This is a genomic window from Micromonospora sp. NPDC049004 (assembly GCF_040649315.1).
Taxonomy (GTDB): domain Bacteria; phylum Actinomycetota; class Actinomycetes; order Mycobacteriales; family Micromonosporaceae; genus Micromonospora.
The window spans coordinates 818,674-845,550 of sequence record NZ_JBEZFG010000003.1 but is presented as its reverse complement, the minus strand read 5'-3'; the positions used below and the strand labels follow the sequence as shown (position 1 = coordinate 845,550).

Below are 26,877 nucleotides of genomic sequence, written 5' to 3'. Positions count from 1 at the left end.
GAGCGTGCGGTATCCACGAACGCCGCTGAAGGGTTGCCACGATGACCGACGACCTGCTGGCCCGGCACCGGGCCGTGCTCCCGTCCTGGATGCCCCTCTACTACGACGAGCCGATCGAGCTGGTCGCCGGTTCGGGCCGCCGGGTCACCGACGCGCAGGGTCGCAGCTACCTGGACTTCTTCGGCGGCGTGCTGACCAACATGATCGGGTACGACATCCCGGAGATCCGCGAGGCGGTCGAGCGGCAGCTCGCCACCGGCATCGTGCACACCTCGACGCTCTACCTGATCCGTCAGCAGGTGGAGCTGGCCGAGAAGATCGCCCAGCGCTCGGGCATCGGAGACGCTCGAGTGTTCTTCACCAACTCCGGCACCGAGGCGAACGAGGCGGCGCTGCTGGTCGCCACCAACCACCGCCGATCGCACCAGGTCCTGGCCGTGCGCAACAGCTACCACGGCCGGTCGTACGCGGCGATGGGCGTCACCGGCAACCGCACCTGGTCGGCAAGCGCGCTCAACCCGCTCCAGGTGGCCTGGCTGCACTCCGGTGACCGGGTTCGCGGTCTGCTGGCACGGTTGAGCGCCGAGGAACAGGTCGACGCGGCCGTGGAGGACCTGCGCGAGGTGCTGGCCACCCAGACAACCGGTGACGTGGCCGCGCTGATCGCCGAGCCGATCCAGGGCGTGGGCGGCTTCGTGCACCCGCCGGACGGGCTCTTCGCCGGCTGGAAGAAGGTCCTCGACGAGCACGGCATCCTGTTCATCGCCGACGAGGTGCAGACCGGCTGGGGGCGTACCGGGGAGCACTTCTGGGGTTACCAGGCGCACGGCGTCACCCCGGATCTGCTCACCTTCGCCAAGGGCGTCGGCAACGGGTTCGCTCTCGCCGGGGTGGTCGGCCGGGCCGAGGTGCTCCAGGCGGTGCCGGGAATCAGCTTCTCCACGTTCGGCGGCAACCCGATCTCCACGGCGGCCGGCAACGCGGTGCTCGACTACCTTCTCGCGCACGACCTCCAGGCCAACGCGGCCCGCGTCGGCGCGATCCTCGCCGACGGCCTGCGGGCCGCCGTGGGCGGTCTCGACTGCGTCGCCGAGGTACGCGGAAAGGGGCTGATGCTCGGCGTCGAGTTCGTCCGGCCGGGCGGCGGTGAGCCGGATCCGGCGCTGACCAACCGGGTCTTCGAGGCGTGCCGCGCCGGTGGACTGCTCACCGGAAAGGGCGGCCTGTACGGCAACGTGCTGCGGATGGGTCCACCGTTGACGCTGACCGAGGAGGAGGCCCGCGAGGGCCTGGCGATCCTCGTCGACGCGATCCGCTCGTGCGCGGCGGTGGCGGCATGAGCATCGGCGGCACGAGCATCGGCCACTTCGTCGACGGCAAGCGGGTCGGCGGCACGTCCGAGCGGCGTGGTGACGTGTTCGATCCGGCGACGGGTAGGCGTACCGCCGAGGTGGAGCTGGCCTCGACCGCGGACGTCGACGTCGCGGTGCGGTCCGCCGCCCGCGCGGCCCGCGACTGGCGCGACGCGTCGCTGGCGAAACGGTCGGCGGTGCTGTTCGCCTTCCGCGAGCTGGTGCACAGCCGGCGGGACCGGCTCGCCGAGGTGATCACCGGCGAGCACGGCAAGGTGCTCGCCGACGCCGCCGGCGAGGTGCAGCGCGGCCTGGAGGTCATCGAGTACGCCTGCGGCCTGCCGTCGGCGCTGCGCGGCGCGTTCAGCGAGAACGTGTCCACCGAGGTCGACTCGTACACCATCCGGCAGCCGGTGGGCGTGGTCGCGGTGATCTCCCCGTTCAACTTCCCGGTGATGGTGCCGCTGTGGTTCGTGCCGGTGGCCGTGGCCTGCGGCAACGCGGTGGTGCTCAAGCCGAGCGAGAAGGACCCGAGCGCGGCGCTGCTGCTGGCCGAGTGGTTCGCCGAGGCGGGCCTGCCCGACGGGGTGCTCAACGTGGTCAACGGCGACTCCGAGGCCGTCGACGCGTTGCTGGAGCACCCGGAGGTGCGGGCGGTGTCGTTCGTCGGTTCCACCCCGATCGCCAGGTACGTCTACCAGCGCGGCACGGCGGCCGGTAAGCGGGTGCAGGCGCTCGGCGGGGCGAAGAACCACATGGTGGTGCTCCCCGACGCGGACCTGGACCTGGCCGCCGACGCGGCGGTGAACGCCGGGTTCGGCTCGGCGGGGGAGCGGTGCATGGCCATCTCCGTGCTGGTGGCGGTGGAGCCGGTGGCGGACGCGCTCGTCGACCGGATCGCCGCCCGGGTGACCGGTCTGCGCACCGGCGACGGCCGACGGGGCTGCGACATGGGTCCGCTGGTCACCGCCGCGCACGCGGCGAAGGTGCGCTCCTACGTGGACGCCGGTGTCGCCGCCGGCGCGGTGCCGGTGGTCGACGGCCGGGACGTGACGCCCGACGGCGACCCGGAGGGATTCTGGCTCGGCCCGACCCTGTTCGACCGGGTCACCCCCGACATGTCGATCTACACGGACGAGATCTTCGGGCCGGTGCTGAGCGTGGTCCGGGTCGCCTCGTACGACGAGGCCGTGGAGCTGGTCAACGCCAGCCCGTACGGCAACGGCACGGCGATCTTCACCAACGACGGCGGCGCGGCCCGGCGTTACCAGCACGAGGTGGAGGTCGGCATGGTCGGGATCAACGTGCCGATCCCGGTGCCGATGGCGTACCACTCGTTCGGCGGCTGGAAGTCGTCGCTCTTCGGTGACCTGCACGCGCACGGCGAGGACGGGGTGCGGTTCTTCACCCGGGGCAAGGTGGTCACCAGCCGGTGGCTGGACCCACGCCACGGCGGGGTCAACCTCGGGTTCCCCACCCAGACCTGAGCAGACGCAGCACGCCCGCCCCGGCCAGGTACGCCAGCAGGGCCGGGGCGGGCATGCCGAGCGGCTCCGCGGCGAGTTTCGGGGTCGCGCTGTTGAGCATCAGCGCGAACACCACGGCGGCGTAACCGGCCACGGTCAGCGCCGTGCGGGTCGTGGTGCCCTGGCCGGCCCGTTGCCCGGTGCGGTGCCCGCTGCTGTGGACCTCCACCGGCCCGAAGATGGCGACCAGCACCGTCAGGACGGCCGCGAGCAGCAGCAGCCAGGGCACCCGCCACGCCCACCAGGCGGTCGAGCCGACCTCCGGTGTGGGCAGGGTTCCGGTCGCGTCGAGCAGCCCGATCAGCCCGATGGCGGCGGTCAGGTGCCAGAGGAAGATGGTCAGCACCACCAGGTTGACCGCGATCACCACCTGCCACGGGCCGGTGCGCCGCAGCAGGCGCTCCGCGGGGCCGCGCAGCAGCAGGATCAGGCCGAGTTGGGTGGCGGCGACGGCCAGCAGCGCGAGGCTCGGCGGGCCGGCGTTGTCCAGCCTCTCGCCGGGCACGTTCAGCATGGCCACCGGCCAGGGGCCGGGCACGGTGAGCAACAGCAGCGCGGCCAGTCCGCCGACCAGGAACACCAGAGCGGCCCGGCGGGAGGTCGGCAGCCGGCGACGACGTACCCCCGAATGCTCGTGGGCCGACGGGTCGGCTTCGGCGAGGGCCGGACGGCCGGCGGTGTCGGCCGGCGGGGCGGTTTCGCTGGCTGGCTTCGGCCCGGCGGCCGGCCGGGTGTCGTACCAGGCGAAGCCGAGCTGGTGTATCGCCAGCCAGCCGAACAGGTAGTTGCCGTAGCTCAGCCCCACCGGCCCGGTGAGCCGGCCCAGGTCGCCGAGACCCACCAGGGCGACCAGCACCAGCGGCACCGCCAGGCCGAGGCGGCGGTGCAGCGCGTACATCGGTGGGGTGAGCGCGACCACCGCGAGGTACGCGACCAGGAACCAGAGCGGGATGGTGGCGAACCAGACCACCTCGCGGATCCGGGTCGGGTCGGTGCCGAGCAACCGCGCCACGACCGCGGCGCCGCCGAGCACCAGCACCAGCACGCTGGTGGGGCGGACCAGCCGGGCGCTGCGGTCGAGCAGCCAACTGGCGGCGTCGCCACCCCGCGCCCGCAGGCGGGCCAGCGAGACCGCGTTGGCGTAACCGCCGACCAGGAAGAAGACCGGCATCACCTGGGCCACCCAGGTCAGCGGGTACGCCCACGGCAGGTCACTGAGCGCGGAATGCCCGGTGGGCAGCCCGCCGTCGTCGCGCACGATCACCACGACGCCCCAGTGTCCGAGAACGACCATGGTGATGGCGAGGGCGCGGAGCAGGTCGACGTACCGCTCCCGGCCCGCCGGGGTGCGCTCGGCGAGCTGGCGCAGGCGGCCCATCACCTCAGGCTAGGCGAGCAGGTGGTGGCCGGTGGTGATAACGGTTCGGCTGCCGGGGGTTGAAGTCCGCTCGTCGCTGCCGTAGAAATTCTTCAGCAACTTTGCGCTAACTGAAGACAAGCAACACCCCCCCGTGCCTCGCGCGACGGACGCCTTCCCCCATCCCCCGGCGACCGCCCGACCCGAACCGAGGAGACCTTATGAACAGGCGTGAGATCCTGCGGCGCAGCGCCGCCGCCGGTCTGCTGGCCACCCCCGCCGCCGGCCTGCTGACCGGCTGTGCGACAGGCGGCGGCGACAAGGGCGATGCCGAGACCTACAAGGGCACCAAGAGCGCCGAGAACCCGCTCGGCGTCAAGGAGGACGCCCCGCTCGAGGTGGTGATCTTCGGCGGCGGGTTCGGCGAGGAGTACGCCAAGGCCCACGAGGCCATGTACACCGCGAAGTACCCGAAGGCGAAGATCAAGCACTCCGCCACCCAGGAGATCAGCAAGACCCTCCAGCCGCGTTTCGTCGACGGCACGCCACCCGACGTGGTCAACAACTCCGGCGCCAGTCAGATCGACTTCAACGGCCTGGTCAGCCAGAACGCCATCGCCGACCTGGGTGAGCTGCTCGCCGCGCCGAGCCTCGACGTGCCCGGCAAGACCGTCAAGGACACCCTGCTGCCCGGCGCGGTCGAGGTCGGGTCGTACGACGGCACGTTCCTGGTGCTCAACTACACCTACACCGCCTACGGCATCTGGTACTCCGAGAAGCTGTTCGCCGAACGCAGGTGGGAGTACGCCAAGACCTGGGACGACCACATCGCGCTCTGCAAGCAGATCAAGGCTGCCGGCATCGCCCCCTGGACGTACGCGGGCCTGCACCCGCGCTACATGAGCTGGCCGCTGATCGCCACCGCGATCAAGCTCGGCGGGCCGTCGGTGGCGACCGCCATCGACAACCTGGAGCCGAACGCCTGGAAGTCCGACTCGATGCGGGCCGCCGCCGACGCGTGGCACCAGATCGTCAAGGACAAGTTCATCCTGGAGGGCTCACCCGGCCTGGACCACAAGCAGTCGCAGACCGCCTGGTGCCAGGGCAAGGCCGCCTTCATCTCCTGCGGATCCTGGCTGGAGAGTGAGCAGAAGGACGTCACCCCGGCCGGGTTCAACATGACCATCGCGCCCACCCCCAGCCTGGGCAGCGGCGACAAGCTGCCGTTCGAGGCGATCCGAGGCACCGCCGGCGAGCCGTTCATGGTGCCGGCCAAGGCCCGCAACGTCGCCGGTGGGCTGGAGTACTTCCGGACCATGCTGTCCCTCAAGGGCGCCCAGGACTTCACGAAGAAGGTCGCCAGCCTCACCGTGGTCGCCGGCGCCACCGAGGGAGTCGAGCTGCCGTACGGGCTCACGACCGTGGTCAAGGCACTCGACGCGTCCGGGTCCAACGGCTTCAACTGGGTCTACAACAACTACTACCGCAAGCTGGAGCGCAACCTCGTCGACGCGGCGTGCGGCGAGTTCTTCAGCGGCCGGATCGGCCCGGCGGAGTTCCTCGACCAGTGTCAGAAGGGCGCCGACTCGATCGCCCAGGACAGCTCGATCAAGAAGTACAAGCGAGCGGCTTGACAGCCCGGCCGGTGGGGGCGAGCGAGCCCCCACCGGCCGCACCTTGGGAAAGGTCCACCGTGAAACATGGCAAGTGGCCGCTGATCGTCACGTTCCTGGTGCCGCCGGTGCTGCTGTACGTCTTCTTCGTCGTCTCCCCGTACCTGCAGGCGTTCCAGATCTCCACCACCGACTGGCTCGGCTACTCGGCCGACGCCAACCAGGTCGGGCTGGCGAACTTCACGGCGCTGTGGCACGACGACTACGTGTGGAACGCGCTGAAGAACAACGCGATCCTGCTGGCCCTGGTGCCCGTGCTGACCATCGGATTCGGGCTCTTCTTCGCCACCATGCTCGCCCTGGGCGGGCGTCGGGGCCGCGCCGGAGTCACCGGGGTCCGCGGCGGGGCGTTCTACCGCACCGTGTACTTCTTCCCGCAGGTGCTCTCCGTCGTGATCATCGCGCTGCTGTTCAAGGAGGTCTACCACCCCAACAAGGGGCTGCTGACCAGCGCGCTGCACGCCGTCGGCCTGCCCGCCCCGACCTGGCTCGGCGACCCGGCGACCGCCTTCTGGTGTGTGCTGGCGGTGATGGTGTGGAGCAACGTCGGCTTCTACGTCGTCCTGTTCGGCGCCGCGATGTCGGCAGTACCGAAGGAGATCTACGAGGCGGTCCTGCTCGACGGCGCGTCCCGGTTCACCACGCTGCGGCGGATCACCCTGCCGCTGCTCTGGGACACCGTGCAGGTCGCCTGGGTCTACCTGGCCATCTTCGCCCTCGACGGGTTCATCCTCGTGCAGCTCATGACCAACGGTGGACCGAACTTCTCCACCGACGTGATCGGCGTACGGATGTACGACACCGCCTTCGGCAGCGAGACCAAGTTCGGCTACGCCTCGGCGATCGGCGTGGTGATGTTCTTCCTGACCCTCTCGGTGGCGGTGCTGTCGCTGCGGGTCGGCCGGCGCGATCGGATCGAGTACTCGTGACCACACTGGACCAGCCCACCGCCGCCGCGCCGACGTCGACCCCGGCCCGGGACCGTCCCGTCCGGCGGGAACTCGGCGTCGCCAACGCCCTCTCGCACGGCTTCCTGCTGCTCTGGGGCCTGCTCACCGTCCTGCCGCTGCTGTGGATGTTCCTCAGCTCGTTCAAGACCAACGGCGAGATCCTGGCCGACCCGTGGGGGCTGCCCGCGTCGCTGAGCTGGGACAACTGGGCGCGCGCGTGGACCGGGGCGCACATCGGCAGGTACTTCCTCAACAGCCTCGTGGTGGTCACCGGCTCGGTCAGCCTCACCATGCTGACGGGCGCCGCCGCCGCGTACGTCTTCGCCCGGTACGAGTTCCGCGGCCGGCAGGTCGTCTACTACCTGTTCGTCGGCGGCCTGATGTTCCCGGTGTTCCTCGCCCTGGTGCCGCTGTTCTTCGTGGTCCGCAACGCCGGCCTCTTCGGCACCTGGACGGGACTGATCCTGGTGTACGCGGCGTACTCGATGCCGTTCACCGTGTTCTTCCTGACCGCGTTCTTCCGGACGCTGCCGACCTCGGTGGCCGAGGCGGCCATGGTCGACGGCTGCGGTCACTTCCGGCTGTTCTTCCGGGTGATGCTCCCGATGGCACGTCCGGGACTGATCAGCGTGGCGATCTTCAACTTCCTCAGTCACTGGAACCAGTTCCTGCTACCGCAGGTGCTGATGCAGGGCGACGAGTCCAAGTGGATGCTCGCCCAGGGGCTGTTCGCGCTGTCGGTCAGTCAGGGCTACGCGGGCGACTACGCGCGGCTCTTCGCCGGGTTGAGCATCGCGGTGCTGCCGGTGCTGGCGATCTACGTGGCCTTCCAACGCCAGGTCCAGGCCGGCCTGACCGCGGGTCAGCTCAAGTAGGACGGCGCGGGTGGCGGCTCACCCGCCACCCGCCGAGCTGGGCATCGGCGGCCGTCCCCAGAGGCGGCATCCACCACCAACAAGTGACCGCTCCTGATCACACGGTCCCGCCGTGCCGCCCGCCCGCGCCGCCCGCCAGCCGCCACGGCAAGATCCGCGCAACTTCGGTGAAGTTGCTGTCTCAGCTCGTCGTGAGGCAGCAGTTTCCCTGAAACTGCGCGGATCTTGCCGTGGCGGCGGTCGTGCGCACGCGTTGATCGTGCTCGATCAAGGATGTAGTGGCCTCGTGGCGTGAGGTGGCACTCTTTCCAGGATCGAGCACGATCATGACCAGGCGCGGTTCGGCGCTGCCCGGTTCGGCCCGGGGTGGGGTGGGGTGGTCCGGGGTGGGGGCGGTCAGGGGGTGGGGAAGAGGCGGGCGTGCAGGGCTGCCGGGTCGGTGAGCTCGGGGAGGGCGCGGGCGGCGAGCCAGGCTGCCGCGGCGGCACCGTCACCTGCGGTGCGCAGGGGCGCGGACGGCCAGCGTTGACCGATCTCGGCGCGCACGGCGGTGGCAAGCGGGGTGTGCGCGGTGAGCAGTCCACCGCCGAGTACGACGGGCGTCGTCGCCCCGGCGGGGCGGATCCGGCCGACGCTCCCGGCCAGGTGGGCGGCGGCCTCGGCGATCAGCGCGGTGGCGACGGGTTCGCCGTCGACCGCGGCGGTGACGACAAGCGGCGCGAGCCGGGCCAGCTCGATCGGCGGCCGGCGGGTGACCGCCTGGATCGTGGCGTCGACGGTGTCGCGGGGGCGGGGAGCGACCTCGGCGCTGCCGGTCAGTTCGGTGAGGACGGCAGTGGTCAGCGTGCCGGGGGTGCGGGCGGCGTCCAGGTCGGCCAGGAGCCGGCGGACGGCCTCGCGGCCGAGCCAGAAGCCGGATCCGGCGTCGCCGAGCAGCCAGCCGTGGCCGTCGGCGACCCGGTCGAGTCGCAGGTCGACGACCTGCGCGGTGATCGCGCCGGTGCCGGCGATGAGCACCGTCCCGTCGGGGTCCGCGGTGCCGGAGGCGTAGGCGACCAGGGCGTCGCCGTGCACGGCGTACGGGCAGCGCAGGCCGGCGTCGTGCCAGGCCCGGTCGAAGGCGGCGCGGCTGGCGGGGTCGGCCAGGATCCGGGCTGCGCCGGCCAACCCGATGGTGCCGGCGGCCACCCGGGTCGGGTCGACGTCGGCGAGCGCGGCGCGCAGTGCGGTCAACAGTTCGGCGGCGGCCCGTTCGGCGCCGTGGCTGGTGGGGTTGCCGCCGCCGGCTCGGCCGGTGCCGAGGCGTTCGCCGGCGAGGGTCAGGGCGGTCGCCCGGGTGGACGTACCCCCGACGTCGAGACCGACCACGACGGTGTCGGACATCGGCACGGTCCTCCTTGCGCTGCGCGGTGCTGGGCCTGTTCATGCTGGTCGGCGCGGCCGCGCGGGGCAACTTCGGGGCGGCGCGGAGGGGCGTGCGCCAGGTAACAGTTTGAAAACTTCGCCCACGGTCTTGACATAGAAGGTCGTTCAGTAAGAAATTTTACCACTAACAGTTAACAGTCCTTCGAAAATGCGAGGCGTCGATGGTTGATCATGAGGTGGACACCGCTGCGGGAACCGCGGTGGTCGACGCCGACGCGATCGACCGGCGAAACGCCCTCGGATCGTCGTCCGACGGGGTGCTGGCCCGGGTCCGCAACAGTCTCGGCGAACTGACCGGCGCGCTGCGCCGCGTCGCCGAGCACGTCCTCAGCGACCCGGAGGCCGCCGCGCGCTCCACCATTGTGGAGCTCGCCGAGCGCAGTGGCACCTCGCCGGCCACCATCACCCGCTTCTGCCGGGCGATGGGCTTCGAGGGGTACGCCGACCTGCGCCTCGGCATCGCCGCCGAGACCGGCCGGGCCCGCTCGGCCGGCTGGACCGTCGACATCGGCCGTGAGATCCAGCCCAACGACCCCCTCGCGCGGGTGCTCGACCAGATCATGGCCGCCGACACCCGGGCCATGCACGACACCGCCGCGCTGCTCGACCTCGGCGAGGTGGAACGCGCCGCGGTGGCGATCGCCGGCGCCAACCGGGTGAACATCTTCGGAGCCAGCGGCAGCGCCCTGGTCGGCGAGGAGATGCAGTTCAGCCTGCACCGCATCGGGGTGGCCGCCTGGGCCTGGAGCGACGTGCACGAGGGGCTGGCCAGCGCCGCGCTGCTCGGCGTCGGCGACGTCGCGCTCGGCATCTCGCACACCGGCCAGACCCGGGAGACGATCGAGATGCTCGCCGAGGCGGGTAGCCGGGGCGCCACCACACTCGCCCTCACCGGCTTTCCCCGCTCACCGCTGGCCGAGCTGGCCGACATCGTGCTGCTCACCGCCAGCCAGGCCACCACCTTCCGGCCGGACGCCCTCTCCGCCCGCCACCCGCAACTGGTGGTCCTCGACCTGCTCTACATCGCCGTCGCCCAGCGCACCCACGACCGCGCCCACGCGGCCTTCCGGCGCACCGCGCAGGCCGTCGACGGGCACAAGGCCGCGAAAGGGGCCCAGTCATGATCAGTGCCCAGGGGTACGCGGACGCCGTCCGCCCGGTGCTCGACCGCCTGCTCGACTCGGAGGCCGACGGGATCACCCGGTCCGCCGACCTGATCGCCGACAGCCTGCGCGCCGGCGGTGTGCTCCAGGCGTTCGGCGCCGGGCACTCCGAGGCGTTCGCCGCCGAGCTGGTCGCCCGCGCCGGTGGGCTGGTCCCCACCAACCAGCTGTCGGTACGGGACCTGGTGGTGCACGGCGACGCCCCGCGCGACGTGCTCGCCGACCCCAAGCTGGAACGCGACCCCTCCATCGCCCACCAGATCTACGCGCTCGCGGCACCCCAGCCGCGCGACGTGTTCGTGGTGGCGTCCCAATCCGGCATCAACGGCTCGGTGGTCGAGCTGGCGGCGCTGGTCACCGAGCGCGGTCACCCGTTGATCGCGGTCACCTCGGTCGAGCACACCGCACGGGTGGCGCCACGGCACCCGTCCGGTCAACGGCTCGCCGACCTCGCCGACGTCGTGCTGGACAACGGCGCACCGTACGGCGACGCACTGCTGCCGCTCGAGGGCGGCGGCGCGGTCTGTGCGGTCTCCTCGGTCACCACCGCGCTGCTGGCGCAGTTGCTGACCGCTGAGGTCGTACGACGGTTCCACCAGGCCGGGGAGGTACCCCCTATCTACCTCTCCGCCAACGTCCCCGGCGGGGACGAGCACAACATCGCCCTCGAGTCGCGGTACGCCGGGCGTCTCCGGCGCACCGCCTGACCCGAAATTCCACAAGGAGAGACGACGATGTCGATTACCCCCGAGCACCCGGCCGCACTCGACCGTCGCACGGTGCTGCGTCGCGCCGCGGCCGTGGGCATGCTCGCCACTCCGGCCATCGGCCTGCTCAGCGCGTGCGCGACGAGCAGCGGCGGCGACAAGGACAACGAGAAGGCCGCCGAAGGCACCAAGAGTGAGAAGAACCCGCTGGGCGTCAAGGACGACGCTCCGATCGAGGTGATCATCTTCAACGGCGGCTACGGCGAGAAGTACGCCACCGACGTGCACGAGCCGCTCTACAAGAAGGCGTTCCCCAAGGCGGAGATCAAGCACCAGTCCACGCAGGCTGTCTCCACGGTCCTGCAGCCGCGGTTCGCGTCCGGCAACCCGCCGGAGTTCGTGAACAACTCGGGCGAGAAGCTGATGGACTTCGGCGCGCTGGTCGCCGACGGTCAGCTCCAGGACCTCACCGAGCTGTGGGACGCCCCGTCGGTCGACGACCCGGCCAAGAAGGTCCGCGACACCGTGGTGCCGGGCACCGTCGAGGCGGGCTCGTTCAACGGCAAGCCGTACGTGCTGTACTACGTCTCCACGGTCTTCGGCATCTGGTACTCGGGCAAGCTCTTCAAGGACAACGGCTGGGCGCCGGCGAAGACCTGGGACGACTTCATCAAACTGCTCACCGCCATCAAGGCCAAGGGCATCACGCCGTACGGCTACGCCGGGGCGAACGCGGCGTACTACCAGTGGAACGTGATCCTCACCCAGGCCGCCAAGATCGGCGGCGTGGAGGTGCTGAAGAACATCGACAACCTGGAGGACGGCGCCTGGAAGCAGGACGCGGTCAAGCAGGCGGCCACGGCGTGGGCCGAGGTCGGGGCGAAGTTCAGCGACAAGAGCTTCGAGGGGCTCAAGCACACCGACGTGCAGCTGCGGCAGAACCAGTACAAGGTGGCCCTGTACCCCAGCGGTGACTGGCTGGAGGGCGAGCAGAAGAAGGACACCCCGGCCGGCTTCGACTACCAGCTCATGCCGGTGCCGAGCCTCACCGCGTCGGACAAGCTGCCGGCCACGGCGCTGCGGGCCACCGCGGGCGAGGGCTACTTCGTCTCGGCGAAGAGCAAGAACCCCAAGGGCGGCCTGGAGTACATGCGCCAGATGCTGTCCACGGCGGGCGCGAAGGGCTTCACCGAGGTGGTCAAGGCCCCGACCGTGGTCACCTCCGGTTCGGAGGGCTTCGCCTTCCCGCCCGGTGTGGCCAGCTCGCAGGCCGCGCTCAAGGCGGCCGGGCAGGACGTGTTCAACCTGTACTTCGACGGCTGGTACAAGGAGCTCGACACCGAGGCGCGCAGCGCCACCAACGAGCTCATGTTCGGCCGGATCAACGCGGACGCCTTCGTGGAGCGGATCCAGAAGCGCGCCGACGCGATCAAGAAGGACAGCTCGGTCGCCAAGTTCAAGCGCTGATCGATCGGAGCTAGGGTCATGCGGCACGGCAAGTATCCATTCGTGATCGGGTTCCTGTTCGCCCCGGTCGCGCTGTACGTGACATTCGTTATCTGGCCGTACGCGCAGGCGTTCCAGATCTCGATGACCAACTGGCGAGGGCTCTCCGCCCCGCAGTGGGTGGGCTTCGACAACTACCGGAAGCTGCTCGACGACGGCGCCTTCTGGAAGGCGGTCCAGCACCACGGCGTACTGCTGCTTGCCCTGCCGCTGATCACGATCGCCATCGCGTTGTTCTTCGCCTTCCTGCTCAACGTGGGTGGCAAGAGCAGTGGCGGTCAACGCCAGGGGGTCTGGGGGGCGAAGTTCTACCGGGTGGTGTTCTTCTTCCCCCAGGTCCTGGCGGTGGCGATCATCGCGGTGCTGTTCCAGATGGTCTACCGGCCGAACGAGTCCGGCCTGATCAACGGTGTGCTGATGAAGTTCGGCCTGGAGCCGATCCTCTTCCTGGTCAAGCCGAACCTGGCCCTCTGGTCGATCCTCGCGGTGCTGGTCTGGCAGGCCGTCGGCTTCTACGTGGTGCTCTTCTCGGCCGGGATGGCCTCCATCCCGGGCGAGATCTACGAGGCCGCGGAGATGGACGGGGCGAGCAGGGTGACGCTGTTCTTCCGGGTCACCCTGCCGCTGCTCTGGGACACCCTCCAGGTCGCGTGGGTCTATCTGGGCATCGCGGCGTTCGACGCGTTCGCCATCGTGGCCGTGCTCTCGGTCGACGGTGGCGGCCCGGACGGCGCCACCACCGTGCTGGCCATGGAGATCTACCGCAACGCGTTCGTCTACTCGAAGTACGGTTACGCCTCCGCGATGGGCGTGGCGCTGTTCTTCCTCACCCTCACGTTCGCGGCGCTGACGCTGCGGCTCACCAAGCGGGAAAGCGTGGAGTACTGATGAACCCCCAGTCGACGCTGCCGCCGACGCCGGCGGCCCTACCGCCGAAGACCGGCGAGAACTCCGCGACCGGCGGCCGGCGTGGCAAGGGCCCCCGCTCGGAGGTGCGGCTCTTCGCCGGCCTGGGACACGTCGCGCTCGCCGTGTGGGCGGTGATCGTGATCGTGCCGATCCTCTGGACGTTCCTCGCCGCGTTCAAGAACACCAGTGAGATCTTCAGCAGCCCGTGGACGCTCCCGGCGGAGCTGCGGTGGGAGAACTTCGGCCGGGCGTGGACCAAGGCGAACGTCGGCCGGTACTTCCTCAACAGCGTCCTCGTGGTTTCGTGCAGCACCTTCGGCACCATGCTGCTCGGCTCGATGGCGGCGTACGTGCTGGCGCGGTACCGGTTCTGGGGCAACCGGGCGATCTACTACCTGTTCGTCTCGGGGTTGGCGTTCCCGGTCTTCCTGGCCCTGGTGCCGCTCTTCTTCGTGGTGAAGCAGTTGGGCATGCTGGACACCTACCAGGGCGTGGTGCTGGTCTACATCGCGTACTCGCTGCCGTTCACGGTCTTCTTCCTGGCCGCGTTCTTCAAGACGCTGCCGACCTCGGTGGCCGAGGCGGGGATGATCGACGGCTGCGGGCACGCCCGGCTGTTCTTCCAGGTCATGATGCCGATGGCGAAGCCGGGCCTGATCAGCGTGGCGATCTTCAACATCATCGGGCAGTGGGCGCAGTACCAGCTCCCGTTGGTGCTGCTCTCCAACGCCAAGGACAAGTGGGTGCTCACCCAGGGCATCGCCGACATCTCGGTCAACGCCGGCTACGAGGCGGACTGGTCCGGTCTGTTCGCCGCGCTGACCATCGCCATCCTCCCGATGATCATCGTGTACGCGGTCTTCCAGCGTCAGATCCAGGCCGGGCTCACCTCCGGCGCGGTGAAGTAGGCCGTCACCTCTGGCGCTCGTCGGCGTGAGCGTGCCACGAGCGCCAGAGGGCGGCGTACGCCCCGTCGGCCGCGACGAGGTCGTCGTGACTGCCGATCTCGGTGATCCGGCCGTCGGCCAGGACGGCCACCCGGTCGGCGTCGTGCGCGGTGTTGAGCCGGTGCGCGATGGCGATGACGGTCCGCCCGACGAGTACGGCGGCCAGGGCGCGCTCGGTCCGCCGAGCGGTGCTCGGGTCCAGCGCCGCGGTCGCCTCGTCCAGGATCAGCGTGTGCGGGTCGGCGAGCACCAGCCGGGCCAGGGCCAGTTGCTGGGCCTCGGCCGCGCCGAGCTGGCGGGCGCCGTCGCCGAGCGCGGTGTCCAGCCCCTCGGGCAGCTCGTCGTACCAGTCGGCGCCCACCGTGGCCAGCGCGGCGCGCATCTGCTCGTCGGAGGCGTCCGGCGCGGCGAACGCGAGGTTGTCGCGTACCGAGCCGATGAAGACGTGGTGCTCCTGGGTGACCAGGGCGATCCGCCGCCGACGTTCGGCCGGGTCCAGGTCGGTGACCGGGCAGCCACCGATGCTGACGACGCCCTGCCGTGGCGCGTCGATGCCGGCCAGCAACCGGGCCAGGGTCGACTTGCCGGCGCCCGACGGGCCGACGACCGCCAGCCGTTCGCCGGGCTGCACCTCCAGGTCGATGCCGTGCAGCACGTCGTGCCCGTCGGCGTACGAGAACCGCGCCTCGCGCACGACGAGCCGCTCGCCCCGCGAGGTAGTCGTGACGCCGGGCGACTCCGGCGGGACCAGCCCGACCCCGAGCACCCGGGCGTACGACGCGAAGCCGCGCTGCGCCTGCTCGGTCCACTGCAACAGCCGGTCCATCGGGTCGATGGCCTGTTGCAGGTAGAGCGCGGCGGCGATCACCGACCCGAGGGACACCAGGTCGGCGGAGAGCAGGTAGCCGCCGACGAGCAGGACCAGGGCGATCGGCAGGGGATAGCTGGCCTCGACCACGGAGAAGAACACCGTACGCAGGGCGAGCGTCGCCCGACGGGCACGCCACACCCGGGCGACGCGGGCGGTGCCGTACCGGACGCGGTCGTCGGTGAGCCGCAGCGCCTCGACCGTGCGGGCACCCTCGGCGGTCGTGGTCAACGCCTCGGTCAACTCGGCCGCCTCCGCGCCCTCGGTGAGGTAAGCGGAGCTGGCCCGCCGCAGGTACCACCGGGTCACCGCCACGATCGACGGCAGCCCGGCCAGCGCCGCGAGCCCGAGCAGGGGGTGCAGCAGGAACACCGCGCCGAACAGCAACGTCAACTGCACCGAGGCGATGACGATGGTCGGCACCACGTCCCGGACCGTGGTGCCGACGGTCGCCACGTCGACCGAGCTGCGGGTCGCCAGGTCCCCGGCGCCGGCCCGCTCCACGACCGACACGGGCAGGGCGAGCGTCCGGTCGACGAACTGCTCGCGCAGCTCGGCGACGGCACGTTCACCGAAGCGGTGACCGGCGTACTGGGCGTACCGGGCGAGCAGCGCGCTCACCACGACACAGCCGGCGATGGCCAGGGCCAGCCAGTCCACCGTCGCCACGCCCGCGCCGGCCGTGACCCGGTCGACGATGGCGCCCAGCAGCCAGGGCGGGGCGAGGCCGGCGATCGCGGCGGCGCTGTGCAGCGCCAGCACGACGCCGACGGCCCGGCGATGCCGGCTGATCATGTCCCGCAGGGCGCGGCGTACGGTGCCGCGATCCGCGACCGGCAGGCGGCTCACTGGTACGCCTCCTCGGCATCGGAGTGCTGCCCGTCATCGCTGCCCCGGGCCACCAGGTGCCGGTAGCCCGGGTCGTAGTCGAGCATCCCCTCGTGGGTGCCGGAGGAGTCGACCCGGCCTTCGCTCAGGTGCGCGACCCAGTCGGCGCGGCCGAGCAGCAGCGGCGACGTGGCGAACACAACTGTGGTCAGCCCGGCCCGCGCGATCCGGAGCCGCTCGGCGATGCGGGCCTCGGTGTGCGCGTCCACGGCCGAGGTGGGGTCGACGAGAATCAGCACCTCCGGCTCGGCGAGCAGCGCCCGGGCCAGGCGCACCCGTTGGCGTTGACCGCCGGACAGCGTCCGGGCCCGGGCGTCCAGCGGGGTGTCCAGCCCGGACGGCAGGGCGTCGACGATGTCGTCGGCCGACGCGGCCCGCAGCGCGGCGCGGATCTCGTCGTCGGGCTTCGGGCCCAGCACGTCGCGCAGCGTGCCGGCGAAGAGGTACGAGTCGTGGTCGGCGACCAGGATCCGGGCCCGGACCTCGTCCAGGGCGACTGCGGTCAGCGGCACGCCGCCCCAGGTGACGTCGCTGGTGACGTACCGGCCGAGCCGGTCGGCAAGCGCCACGGCCTCGGCCGGGTCGTCGGCGGCGACCCCGGTCAGCCGGCCGGCGCGTATGGTGAGCCCGGTCGACGGGTCGTGCAGGTCGGCCGGGCCGGATGGCGCGGGCACGGCGTGCGGGTCGCGGGCGCCGGGGACACCGGCCGGCCACCGGCGGCCCGGCCCACCGACGTCGTCCGGGGCGAGCCGGAGCAGACCGGCGATCCGCCGGGCGGCGACCCGACCCCGGATGAGCTGGTGACTGCCCTCCAACAGGAACCAGACCGGCACGATCAGCGTCGCCACGTAGCCGTAGACGGCGACGAGTTCACCGATCGTGACGTCGCCGGTGACGGCCATCCGGGCGGTCAGCCACACCACCGCCGCCAGGAACAGGCCGGGGATGGCCACCGTGGCCGCGTCGATCCAGCTCACGACCGCGCCGACGCGGTAGCCCTCGGCGCGTAGCTCCTGCGATCGGCTCGCGTACCGGCGGGCGAACAGGTCCCGGCCACCCACCCCGGCGAGCACTCGCAGCCCGGCCACGATGTCGCCGGACCGGGCGGTCAGCGCGCCCTGCTGCCCGCGGTAGATCGACTCGGCCCGTTCGAGCCGGCGCAGCAGCGGTCCGACGACGAGCGCGACAGCCGGCACGCCCAGCAGCACGCAGAGCGCGAGCAGCGGGGAGATCGACCACAGCACCACGGCGATGACCCCGTACGCGATGATCGCGCCGACCCCCGGCCCGGTCAGGGTCAGCACCTGCGCCGACCAGTCGATGTCGGAACCGCCCACGGTGGCGACCTCACCGGCGGCGGAACGACGCGGCAGCGCCGCGCCGACCCGGGACAGCTGACGCAGCAGCACCTCCGCCGAGCGGGCCTTGGCGTCCTCCCGGATGAAGGTCATCGTGCGGTGTCGCATGATCCCCAGGTACGACAACGCCACCCCCGCCACGACGATCGCCACGACCCACAGGGCCAGGGCGCGGCTGTCGCGGGCGCGCAGGCCGTCGTCGACGGCGCGGGCGATCAGGTAGGGCCGGGCCGAGAGCCCGACCATCCAGGCCGTGCCGAGCAGGCTGCCGCGCAGAATGCGCCAGGGTTGGCAGCGGACCAGCCACCACAGGTACCGCATCGGACCGCGGGTGTCGGGGATACCGGGGTCGGAGTGCGGGATCTGGGGAGGCACCTGGCCACGCTATCGAGCACCGGGCCGACGCACCGACCCGTTTTCCTGTCGGAGGGGGAAGGCAGAATCACATTCGTGCTGGTGGCGGTGGTGGCGGGCGAACGCGGTGGGGGAGAGCTGCGTCCGCTCGACGCCGCCGGCCGACCCGTCGGCCCGGTCGAGACCGTCAGCGACCTCGCGGCCGCGGTGGCCGCACGGGAGGCGGCCGAGCATCCGCGGTGGGTGTGGGCCGCCGCGGGCGCGATCTACCCGGCGCTGCTGCGGGCCGGGGTGCGCGTCGAGCGGTGCCACGACGTGGAGCTGACCGAGGCCCTGTTGCTCGGGCACGCCGGCCGCTGGGGCGAGCCCCGCTCGCTGGCCGCCGCCTGGGCCCGCCTGACCGGTGCCGCGGTGCCGCCCGACCCGCCGCCGCGCGCCGCCGCGCCGCCCGGGCACGGCCAGGGCGCGCTCTTCGACACCCTGCCCGGTCCGCCGGGGCCGGGCATCGAGGCACTGGCCCGGGTGTACGCCGACCAGGTCGCCCGGCTCGCCACCACCGAGCACCCCGGCCGGTTCCGGCTGCTGGTGGCCGCGGAGTCGGCCGGCGCGTTGATCGCGGTGGAGATGGGCGTCGCCGGGCTGCCCTGGCGGGCCGAGGTGCACGACGCGATCCTCGCCGAGCTGCTGGGGGAGCCGTCCCCGGTCGGTGGGCCGCCGCGCCGGTTGGCCGAGCTGGCGGCCCGGATCGCCGATGCTTTCGGCGTCCGCCAGCTGCACGCCGACTCCCCGGCCGAGCTGCTCAAGGCGTTCGCCCGGGCCGGGGTGGAGCTGCCCAACACCCGGGCCTGGGTGTTGCGCGGGGTCGATCATCCGGCGGTGCCCCTGGTTCTGGAATACAAGGAGCTGTACCGGATCTGGACGGCGCACGGTTGGTCCTGGCGTGAGCAGTGGGTGCGTGACGGTCGGTTCCAGCCGGAGTACGTGCCGGGCGGGGTGGTCTCCGGTCGCTGGGCGACCCGGGGCGGTGGCGCGTTGCAGATCCCCAAGGTGATCCGCCGGGCGGTGGTGGCCGACCCGGGCTGGCGGCTGGTGGTCGCCGACGCCGGCCAGTTGGAGCCGCGCGTCCTGGCGGCGGTCTCCGGCGACGATCGGCTGGCGGCGGCGGGCGGCGCCGGTGACCTGTACGCCGCGCTCGCCCGGGACTCCTTCGGTGGTGACCGTCCCCGCGCCAAGGTGGCCCTGCTCGGTGCCATGTACGGGCAGACCGGCGGTGCGGCGGTGCCTGCGCTCGCGGTGCTCAAACGCAGCTACCCGACGGCGTTCGGCTATGTCGAGGCGGCGGCGCGCACCGGCGAGGCGGGCGGGTTGGTGCGCTCGTGGCTGGGGCGCACCTGCCCACCCGGCTCGGTCGGGCTCGGTGATCCCGACGAGCTGCCGACCGATCCGGACGCCGCGTCCGATCGGCAGAGCCCCCGGGCGCGGGCCGCCCGCTCCCGGGGGCGCTTCACCCGCAACTTCGTCATCCAGGCCACCGCCGCGGAGTGGGCCTCGACGCTGCTGGCCACGCTGCGGGCCGAGCTGGCCGGCACCGACGCCGAGCTGGTCTTCTTCCAGCACGACGAGGTGATGGCGCACTGTCCGGCCGATCAGGCCGAGGCCGTGGCGGCGGCGGTGAGCAGGGCGGGTGAGCGGGCCACCGCGCTGCTGTTCGGCGACACCCCGGTGCGCTTCCCCCTGGATCTGTCCATCGTCGACTGCTACGCCGACGCGGCCTGACCGGCGGCCACTGCCCTGCCGTTGTCCACTGACGAGAAGTAGGTCGCCGCCGCTGCGTCAAGGGCCTGAATCCTGGTGACAACCCTCTGATGACCGCCCCTGACGTCGGGTGCCCGCACCGGGTGTCGGACGAGGGGGCACCTATGTGCCGCTCCCTTTGCTCTGCTTCAACCCACGCAACACTTTCGGGCCCTCCGTGTTGCGTGGGTTGAAGCAGAGCAAAGGACGACCCGAACACCTCCGCTACCCCGGAGTGCGCCCAATGATCAATTGATCCCCCGGCGCAACTGTCTGGCGTGTAACGGTTGCGCTATTTCTCCGTTTTGCCCCGCCACTCGTGCGCGGCCCTCCTCGTTGCAGTGTCCGTAGGAGGGGGCCGGCCGTCACGGTCGGTCCCGTGCTTGAGGGGGCCCAGCTGAACCGGATCGCAGGAATGATCATCGCCGCAGGTGGGGGGCGCCGCATCGGCGGTCCCGAGGCGCTGCTGCACCAGGGTGAGAAGCCCCTGGTCAACCAGATGATCGACACGATGACCGAGGCCGGCTGCGAGCAGATCGTGGTCGTGCTGGGGGCCGCCGCCGACCAGGTCCGGGAGACCGCCGACCTGGGCAAGGCGACAGTTGTGATCAACAAGGCGTGGGGCACCGGGGTCGGCTCGTCCATCCGCGCCGGTCTGGCCGCCATGGACGACGCGGGGATCGAGGCGGTGGTGGTGGTGCCCGTCGACATGCCGGGCCTGACCGCAGCAGCGGTCCGCCGGGTGGCCGCGCTGCCGTACCCGGATGTGCTGGTGTGCGCCACCTACGACGGGCTGCGCGGGTACCCGATGCTGTTCGGCCGCCGGCACTGGCCCGGCATCGCGACGCTGGCCAGCGCGGACGTGGGCGCTCGGCCGTACCTGTTGGCGCACAAGGACCAGATCGTCGACATCGCCTGCGACTCGGTGGCCGACGGCAGTCGCGTCGACACCCCGGAGCTGATGGCGCTCTACGGCCTCACCGTCCCGCCGCAGCGCGTCGGGGTCTAGGGCCAGGTCATCGGGCCACTCTGCCTGCGCTCTCGTACGCCGCCGCTCGTGCGATCACCTCGGCGGTCGCGCGGGAGGGGTGGCCGCTGTCGAAGGGCGGCTGCGGGTCGTACTCCATCCACAGCTGCACCGCCTGCGCCGTCGTGCGGTCCGTGAGGAGTTCGACGAGTCTCAGCCCCATGTCGATGCCACTCGACACGCCGGCGGCCGTGATGATGCGCGCGTTGGGCTCCTCGACAACCCGCTGGTCCGTCGGTTCGGCACCGAAGTGGACCAGCTTCTGCGCTACCCGATAGTGGCTGGTGCCCCGTCGTCCCCGCAGCAGTCCGGCAGCCCCGAGCAGGAGCGAGCCGGAACACACGGAGGTCGTGAACGTCGTCGTGGCGTGGATCCGCCTGATCCACGCCGGCAGGGGGCCGGTGAGAGCGGGACCGGTCCCCGGCCCGCCCGGCACCACGAGGACGTCGGCCGCCCGCACGTCGTCGAGCGCGGCCTCGGCCACGAGGGAGAGCATCCCGCAGTCGTCGCGGACGGGACCGGGGCGTTCGGCCACCAGGACCACGTCGATGCCCGGGGTGAGGGCCAGTGGCTGGTAGACGCCGATGACGTCCAGGGCGGTGAAACGGTCGTAGAGCGGTATGACGACGTGGGTCACCAGAGGTTCCTTCCGGTCAGAGGGTCGAGAAGCGTGCGCGGAACGCGCCCGGCGTCGTACCGAGCCGTTCGCCGAAGACACGTCGGAGCGACTCGGCGGAACCGAATCCCGCCCGGACCGCCACGACGTCGAGGGCGAGGTCGGACTGCACCAGAAGGCGTTTGGCGGTCTCCAGACGCAACTCGGTGCGGTAGCGCCCGACGGTGAGCCCCGTCTCCCGAGCGAAGAGACGCTCGAAGTGCCGGGGCGACATGGCGAGCTGCGCGGCGAGATCGTCGACCCGGTGGGTGGCGGCCGGATCGGCGTCGATGGCACGTTGAACGGCGGCCACCCGCCGGTCGGTGGCGCGTTCCAGCCACACCGGGCCGGAGAACTGTGCCTGCTGGCCGGGCCGGTGCAGGAACATCACGAGCCAGCGCGCGATCTCCTGCGCGACCCGTGCTCCGTGATCGGCCGCCACGACGGCGAGCGCCAGGTCGATTCCCGAGGTGACACCGCCGGACGTCCAGACCGGACCGTCGTGGACGTAGAGGGCGTCGTGGTCGACGGTGAGGTCGGAGAACCGCCGAGCGAGCTCCCGGGACAGCGACCAGTGGGTGGCCACCCGGCGACCACTGAGCAGTCCGGCCCGTGCGCAGAGGAACGCCCCGGAGCAGATCGACACCAGGCGGGTCGGCCGGCAGCCCCGCAACCAGGCGACGAGGTCGTCGTGCTCGTCCCCGGCGGCCGCCGTACGGCCACCGGGGACGACGAGGGTGCCGCCGCTGACGGGCTCTCCGAGCGCACCGGCCACCATGACGAGGCCGCTCTCGGACGCCACTTCGGCCTCCGTGCCCACCAGCCTCAGGTCGTACGCCCGCTCGTCACCGTGTGCGGTCCGATACCGGTTCGCCCCCGTGAGGACCTCCCACGGCCCGGCGACGTCGAGGGACTGCACACCCCCGAAGGCGACGACTGTGACGCGCTCAACCATGCCCTGAGTCTGTCGGGGCGACCGGCGTGGCGCCATGACGCGCCACCCACGGATAGTGACACCGTGCGGGACGGCTCAGTCGAGACGACCGGTGGCCGCGAGCCGCCCGTACCAGTGCGCGCTGTCCTTCCAGATGCGTTCCTGCGTGTCGTAGTCGACCCGGATGATCCCGAACCGACGGTCGTAGCCGTAACCCCACTCGAAGTTGTCCAGCAGCGACCAGACGAAGTAGCCCCGCACGTCCACGCCCTGCTCCCGGGCGTCCGCCACGGCCGAGATGTGCCGGCGCAGATAGTCGATCCGCCGGTCGTCGTGGATCCGGCCGTCGGCCGACACGGCGTCGTCGAAGGCAGCGCCGTTCTCGGTGATCATCAGCGGCTGCCCCGGGTATTCCCGGCCCAGCCGCAGCAGCAGCTCGGTCAGGGCCGGCGGGTCGATGTTCCACCCCATCGCCGTGTACGGGCCGGGCTGCGGCAGGAAGTCGACGTCGTCGGCGCCGACCCACGGCGAGTGTGCCGACGCGCCGTGACCGTCGGCGTCCGAGCGGGCCGAGTGCCCGTCCCAGGCGCGGACCAGGGTGCTGGAGTAGTAGTTGACCCCGAGCACGTCCAGGGGCACGGCCGCGATCTTCTCGTCGCCCTGGTGCACGAACGACCAGTCGGTGACGCCCGCGGTGTCGGCCAGCAGGTCGCCCGGGTACGCCCCGTTCAGCATCGGGCCGAGGAACGCCCGGTTGGCCAGCGCGTCGATGCGGCGGGCCGCGTCGACGTCCGCCGCCGAGTCGGACGCCGGGCGGATCACGTGCAGGTTCAGCGTCACCGACAACTCGGCGGTCGGGGCCAGCTCCCGGACCACCCGGCCGGCCAGGCCGTGCGCGAGGTTCAGGTGGTGCACCGCCGCCAGCGCGGCCGCCGGCTCGGTCCGCCCCGGAGCGTGCACGCCCGAGCCGTAGCCCAGGTACGCCGAGCACCACGGCTCGTTCAGCGTGGTCCAGGTGTGCACCCGGTCGCCGAGCGCGGCGACGATCCCCGACGCGTACTCCTCGAAGCGCAGCGCCGTGTCCCGCACCGGCCACCCACCGGCGTCCTCCAGCTCCTGCGGCAGGTCCCAGTGGTACATGGTGGCGACCGGGCGGACGCCGCGCTCCAGCAGGCCGTCGACCAGCCGGGAGTAGAAGTCCAGGCCGGCCTGGTTGAACCGCCCGGACCCGCCCGGCTGCACCCGCGGCCAGGAGATCGAGAAACGGTACGCGCCCAGGCCCAGCTCGGCGATGTGGTCGAGGTCCTGCGGCCAGCGGTGGTAGTGGTCGGCGGCCACGTCGCCGGTGTCGCCGTTCAACGTCCGACCGGGCGTGTGGCTGTAGGTGTCCCAGATGGACGGCCCACGGCCGTCCTCGGTGGCCGCGCCCTCGATCTGGTACGCCGCCGTCGCCGAGCCCCAGAGGAAGCTCTCCGGAAAGGTGCGTCCCGTCATCGTCCTGCTACCTCCGTCCCGGCGACCACGCAGTGGTACGCCGACGAGTCACCCGCCACCAGTTCCGCGCTGGCCACACCGTCGCGGAAGCTCACCTCGAACTCCGCGCCCGGCCCCTCGCCGGGCGACGGGATCCGCACCCGTTGCCGTTGCCCCTCCGCCGGAGCGTAGAGGCGCAGTTGCACGCCGTCCGCCCAGTCGTAGTCGGGCCGGTCGGAGCGCGATCCGAACGGGATCACCGCGCCCGGCCGGACGAGCACCGGCAGACTGTCGAACTCGTGCTTCTCGGTGACCCAGGCCGGGCCGGTGAGCTGCGCGCCGGTCACGAGGTGTGTCCACGTGCCGGCCGGCACATAGTAGGTGACCTGGCCGTCGGCGCTGAGCACGGGCGCGACCAGCACGTCCGGGCCGAGCATGTACTGCCGGTCCAGGTGCGCCGCGGCCGGGTCGTCCGGGAACTCCACGATCATCGGGCGCATCACCGGGATGCCGTCGTGGTGCGCCTCCTGCGCGGTGGCGGCCAGGTACGGCATCAGGCTGAGCTTGAGCCGGGTGAAGTGCCGCAGCACGTCGACGGCCTCCTCGTCGTACGCCCACGGCACCCGGTACGAGCCGGAGCCGTGCAGCCGGGAGTGCGAGGAGAGCAGCCCGAAGGCGATCCACCGCTTGAACACGGCCGGGTCGGGGGTGCCCTCGAAGCCGCCGATGTCGTGGCTCCAGTAGCCGAAACCGGACGACGCCAGGGACAGCCCGCCGCGCAGCGACTCGGCCATCGCGACGAACGTCGCCTCGCAGTCGCCGCCCCAGTGCACCGGGAACTGCTGCCCGCCGGTGGTGGCCGAGCGGGCGAACACCACCGCCTCGCCCTCGCCCCGCTCGGTCTCCAGCAGCTCGAAGACGGCCTTGTTGTAGAGGTAGGCGTAGTAGTTGTGCATCCGCTGCGGGTCCGAGCCGTCGTGCCACACCACGTCGGTCGGGATGCGCTCGCCGAAGTCGGTCTTGAAGCAGTCGACGCCCATGTCCAGCAGGACCTTGAGCTTGCCGGTGAACCAGCGGACCGCGTCCGGGTTGGTGAAGTCGACGAGGGCCATGCCGGCCTGCCACTTGTCCCACTGCCAGACCGAACCGTCCGGGTTACGGACCAGGTAGCCGGCCTGGCGGCCCTCCTCGAAGAGGTACGAACGCTGCGCGATGTACGGGTTGATCCAGACGCACACCTTCAGGTCGCGCTCGTGCAGCCGGCGCAGCATCCCCTCGGGGTCGGGGAAGGTCGCCGGGTCCCAGATGAAGTCGACCCAGTGGAACTGGCGCATCCAGAAGCAGTCGAAGTGGAACACCGACAGCGGCAGGTTCCGCTCGGCCATCCCGTCGACGAACTCGGTCACCGTCTTCTCGTCGTACGACGTGGTGAACGACGTGGACAGCCACAGCCCGTACGACCAGGCGGGCACCCGGGCCGGCCGGCCGGTCAGCGCCGTGTACCGGCGCAGCACGTCCTTCGGGGTGGGCCCGTCGATGACGTGGTAGGTGAGCGACTGACCCTCGACGCTGAACTGGTTCTGCGCCACGACCTCCGAGCCGACCTCGAACGACACGTGCTCCGGGTGGTCCACGAAGACCCCGTAGCCGGCGCTGCTCAGATAGAACGGCACGTTCTTGTACGCCTGCTCGCTGGCGGTGCCGCCGTCGGCGTTCCAGATGTCGACGGTCTGGCCGTTCTTCACGAACGGGCCGAAACGCTCGCCCAACCCGTACACCGTCTCGCCGACGCCGAGGGCGAGCCGCTCGTGCACGTACCGGCGGCCCTCCCCGTCGGTCACGATGCCGACGCTGCGCGCGGTGGACGCGGTGATCAGCCGGTCGCCGTGCAGGAACTCGACCCGCCAGCCGTCGATGAGCGCCACCCGGGCGGTCAGTTCGCCGGTGGTCAGCGACGCGGTGATGCCGGTGATGTCGACGGTGACCGGGTGCGTGTCGTCGGTGGTCAACCCGAAGTGCGGCTCGCGGGGCAGGCCGCCGCTGTGGTGGCCGATGGTCACCCCGACGACGCCGGGGGCGGGGGAGAAGAACCGGACGGTGACGACGGGCCGGTTCAGGGTGTCGCCCCGACCGGTGATCTGACCGGCCGGCGCGAAGACGGTGAAGCCGCGCTCGTCCGGCTCGACCGATTCCACTGTGCCGGGGCGCAGCACGCTGACCCCCGGGCGCAGTTGCCAGTACCCGTCGGTGAACTTCACTTCTCGGCTCCTGCCGTGATGCCGCGCGCCAGAGTGCGCTGGAAGATGAGGAAGAAGAGGATGGCCGGCACCAGGCTGATCAACGCCCCGGCGTTGGTCGTCGGGGCGTCCATCAGCCGGTCGCCCTGCAACGACGCGAGCGCGACCGGGATGGTCTGCGTCTGGTTGTCGATGAGCATGACCAGCGGGATGAGGAACTCGTTCCAGGTCCAGATGAAGAAGAAGATGAGGAGCACGGCGAGCGTGGGTCGCAGGTTGGGGAAGACCACCCGCCACAGCACCGTCCACTTGCCGGCGCCGTCGAGCGCGGCGGCCTCCAGCAGCGAGCGCGGGAACGTGCCCAGGACCGAGGCCAGCAGGTACGTGCCGAAGGCGCTCTGGATCACCGTGAAGATGATGATCACCGAGAGTCGGGTGTTGTAGAGGCCGATCTCCTTCGCCACGTAGTACAGCGGGTAGATCAGCGCCTCCTGCGGCAGCATGTTGGCCAGCAGGAACAACCCGACGATCCACAGCCGGCCGCGGACCCGGCCGATGCCCAGGGCGTACGCGTTGAGCAGGGACACGACGACGCCGAGCACCGCCACCGAGCCGGCGATGAGCGCCGAGTTCCACAGCTTGAGGGGGAAGTTCACCTCGGTCCAGTACGTCCGCAGACCCTTGGTGTAGAACTCGCCCGGCCAGCTCAGCGGCCCACCCGACGAATAGTCGCCTGGCGACTTGAACGCGTTGAGCAGCATGAACGCGAACGGCACCAGCATGACGAGCGCGCCGAGGGTGACCAGCACGAGCACGACCCAGCGGCTGACGCCGCGGTGGTGCCGGTCGCGGACCGGCCGGCGCACCGGCGTGGGCGCCGGCGTGAGCGTGACGGCCAT

General features: G+C 71.4%; 21 protein-coding genes. 12 read left to right on the top strand and 9 right to left on the bottom strand.

Features of this window, described 5'->3' with window-relative positions; all coding sequences use genetic code 11:
• Nucleotides 1–41 precede the first annotated feature (41 nt).
• Both AB0B97_RS13050 and AB0B97_RS13045 read left to right on the top strand, forming a co-directional pair.
• Nucleotides 42–1,340: an aspartate aminotransferase family protein gene (locus AB0B97_RS13050; RefSeq protein WP_357493300.1), complete on the top strand. Its 1,299-nt coding sequence runs from the start codon at nt 42–44 to the stop codon at nt 1,338–1,340.
• Entirely contained in the window at nt 1,337–2,839 is a 1,503-nt protein-coding gene (locus tag AB0B97_RS13045; protein WP_357493298.1) for a CoA-acylating methylmalonate-semialdehyde dehydrogenase, read from the top strand. Before AB0B97_RS13050 ends, AB0B97_RS13045 begins: the two co-directional genes overlap by 4 nt.
• On the opposite strand, the gene AB0B97_RS13040 is transcribed toward AB0B97_RS13045, so the two are convergent.
• On the bottom strand, nt 2,811–4,256 hold the full coding sequence (locus AB0B97_RS13040; protein WP_357493296.1) for an acyltransferase: 1,446 nt from the start codon (nt 4,254–4,256) through the stop codon (nt 2,811–2,813). The genes AB0B97_RS13045 and AB0B97_RS13040 overlap by 29 nt on opposite strands.
• A 200-nt stretch (nt 4,257–4,456) precedes the next feature.
• Here AB0B97_RS13040 and ngcE (AB0B97_RS13035) point away from each other — a divergent pair, with 200 nt between their 5' ends.
• From ngcE (AB0B97_RS13035) to AB0B97_RS13025, 3 genes are read left to right on the top strand one after another with little or no spacing between them, the layout of a single operon-like run.
• Nucleotides 4,457–5,869: an N-acetylglucosamine/diacetylchitobiose ABC transporter substrate-binding protein gene (gene ngcE, locus AB0B97_RS13035; protein WP_357493293.1), complete on the top strand. Its 1,413-nt coding sequence runs from the start codon at nt 4,457–4,459 to the stop codon at nt 5,867–5,869.
• A gap of 59 nt (nt 5,870–5,928) precedes the next feature.
• Complete coding sequence (locus AB0B97_RS13030) at nt 5,929–6,837, top strand: sugar ABC transporter permease (RefSeq protein ID WP_355067158.1); 909 nt, start codon at nt 5,929–5,931, stop codon at nt 6,835–6,837.
• The gene (locus AB0B97_RS13025; protein WP_357493290.1) at nt 6,834–7,733 is read left to right on the top strand and encodes a carbohydrate ABC transporter permease; all 900 of its coding nucleotides are present in this window, start codon (nt 6,834–6,836) and stop codon (nt 7,731–7,733) included. Before AB0B97_RS13030 ends, AB0B97_RS13025 begins: the two co-directional genes overlap by 4 nt.
• Before the next feature lie 396 nt (nt 7,734–8,129).
• On the opposite strand, the gene AB0B97_RS13020 is transcribed toward AB0B97_RS13025, so the two are convergent.
• Nucleotides 8,130–9,116, bottom strand: a complete 987-nt coding sequence (locus tag AB0B97_RS13020) for a BadF/BadG/BcrA/BcrD ATPase family protein (protein ID WP_357493288.1) — start codon at nt 9,114–9,116, stop codon at nt 8,130–8,132.
• Between the two features lie 203 nt (nt 9,117–9,319).
• Between AB0B97_RS13020 and AB0B97_RS13015 the strand changes: the two genes are divergently transcribed.
• From AB0B97_RS13015 to AB0B97_RS12995, 5 genes are read left to right on the top strand one after another with little or no spacing between them, the layout of a single operon-like run.
• The gene (locus tag AB0B97_RS13015) at nt 9,320–10,282 is read left to right on the top strand and encodes a MurR/RpiR family transcriptional regulator (protein ID WP_234591421.1); all 963 of its coding nucleotides are present in this window, start codon (nt 9,320–9,322) and stop codon (nt 10,280–10,282) included.
• Entirely contained in the window at nt 10,279–11,028 is a 750-nt protein-coding gene (locus tag AB0B97_RS13010) for an SIS domain-containing protein (RefSeq protein ID WP_234591422.1), read from the top strand. The genes AB0B97_RS13015 and AB0B97_RS13010 overlap by 4 nt, the downstream gene beginning before the upstream one ends.
• Nucleotides 11,029–11,055: 27 nt before the next feature.
• Nucleotides 11,056–12,495, top strand: coding sequence for an N-acetylglucosamine/diacetylchitobiose ABC transporter substrate-binding protein (ngcE, locus tag AB0B97_RS13005; RefSeq protein WP_234591424.1), 1,440 nt, complete (start codon nt 11,056–11,058; stop codon nt 12,493–12,495).
• A gap of 18 nt (nt 12,496–12,513) precedes the next feature.
• Nucleotides 12,514–13,422, top strand: coding sequence for a sugar ABC transporter permease (locus tag AB0B97_RS13000; RefSeq protein ID WP_234591425.1), 909 nt, complete (start codon nt 12,514–12,516; stop codon nt 13,420–13,422).
• Nucleotides 13,422–14,351, top strand: coding sequence for a carbohydrate ABC transporter permease (locus AB0B97_RS12995; protein ID WP_357493283.1), 930 nt, complete (start codon nt 13,422–13,424; stop codon nt 14,349–14,351). Before AB0B97_RS13000 ends, AB0B97_RS12995 begins: the two co-directional genes overlap by 1 nt.
• A 4-nt stretch (nt 14,352–14,355) precedes the next feature.
• Here AB0B97_RS12995 and AB0B97_RS12990 read toward each other — a convergent pair whose 3' ends face one another.
• Together AB0B97_RS12990 and AB0B97_RS12985 are read right to left on the bottom strand one after the other, a co-directional pair.
• Nucleotides 14,356–16,053, bottom strand: coding sequence for an ABC transporter ATP-binding protein (locus tag AB0B97_RS12990; protein WP_357493454.1), 1,698 nt, complete (start codon nt 16,051–16,053; stop codon nt 14,356–14,358).
• 50 nt (nt 16,054–16,103) lie between these two features.
• On the bottom strand, nt 16,104–17,825 hold the full coding sequence (locus tag AB0B97_RS12985) for an ABC transporter ATP-binding protein (protein WP_357493452.1): 1,722 nt from the start codon (nt 17,823–17,825) through the stop codon (nt 16,104–16,106).
• A 99-nt stretch (nt 17,826–17,924) separates the two neighbouring features.
• Here AB0B97_RS12985 and AB0B97_RS12980 point away from each other — a divergent pair, with 99 nt between their 5' ends.
• The gene (locus AB0B97_RS12980; protein WP_357493450.1) at nt 17,925–19,634 is read left to right on the top strand and encodes a bifunctional 3'-5' exonuclease/DNA polymerase; all 1,710 of its coding nucleotides are present in this window, start codon (nt 17,925–17,927) and stop codon (nt 19,632–19,634) included.
• A 433-nt stretch (nt 19,635–20,067) separates the two neighbouring features.
• Nucleotides 20,068–20,661: an NTP transferase domain-containing protein gene (locus AB0B97_RS12975; protein WP_234591166.1), complete on the top strand. Its 594-nt coding sequence runs from the start codon at nt 20,068–20,070 to the stop codon at nt 20,659–20,661.
• Nucleotides 20,662–20,668: 7 nt separating this feature from the next.
• Here AB0B97_RS12975 and AB0B97_RS12970 read toward each other — a convergent pair whose 3' ends face one another.
• The 5 genes from AB0B97_RS12970 to AB0B97_RS12950 all read right to left on the bottom strand — a co-directional run bounded on the left by AB0B97_RS12970 (nt 20,669) and on the right by AB0B97_RS12950 (nt 26,877).
• Nucleotides 20,669–21,316, bottom strand: coding sequence for a DJ-1/PfpI family protein (locus tag AB0B97_RS12970; protein WP_357493281.1), 648 nt, complete (start codon nt 21,314–21,316; stop codon nt 20,669–20,671).
• Between the two features lie 16 nt (nt 21,317–21,332).
• Nucleotides 21,333–22,289 carry a helix-turn-helix domain-containing protein gene (locus tag AB0B97_RS12965; protein ID WP_357493278.1) on the bottom strand — a complete coding sequence of 319 codons (957 nt, stop codon included), beginning with the start codon at nt 22,287–22,289 and terminating at the stop codon, nt 21,333–21,335.
• A gap of 75 nt (nt 22,290–22,364) precedes the next feature.
• A complete protein-coding gene (locus AB0B97_RS12960; RefSeq protein WP_357493276.1) occupies nt 22,365–23,762 on the bottom strand; it encodes a GH1 family beta-glucosidase in 1,398 nt (465 codons plus the stop codon).
• On the bottom strand, nt 23,759–25,999 hold the full coding sequence (gene yicI, locus AB0B97_RS12955; RefSeq protein WP_357493275.1) for an alpha-xylosidase: 2,241 nt from the start codon (nt 25,997–25,999) through the stop codon (nt 23,759–23,761). The genes AB0B97_RS12960 and yicI overlap by 4 nt, the downstream gene beginning before the upstream one ends.
• Nucleotides 25,996–26,877, bottom strand: coding sequence for a carbohydrate ABC transporter permease (locus AB0B97_RS12950; protein WP_357493274.1), 882 nt, complete (start codon nt 26,875–26,877; stop codon nt 25,996–25,998). The genes yicI and AB0B97_RS12950 overlap by 4 nt, the downstream gene beginning before the upstream one ends.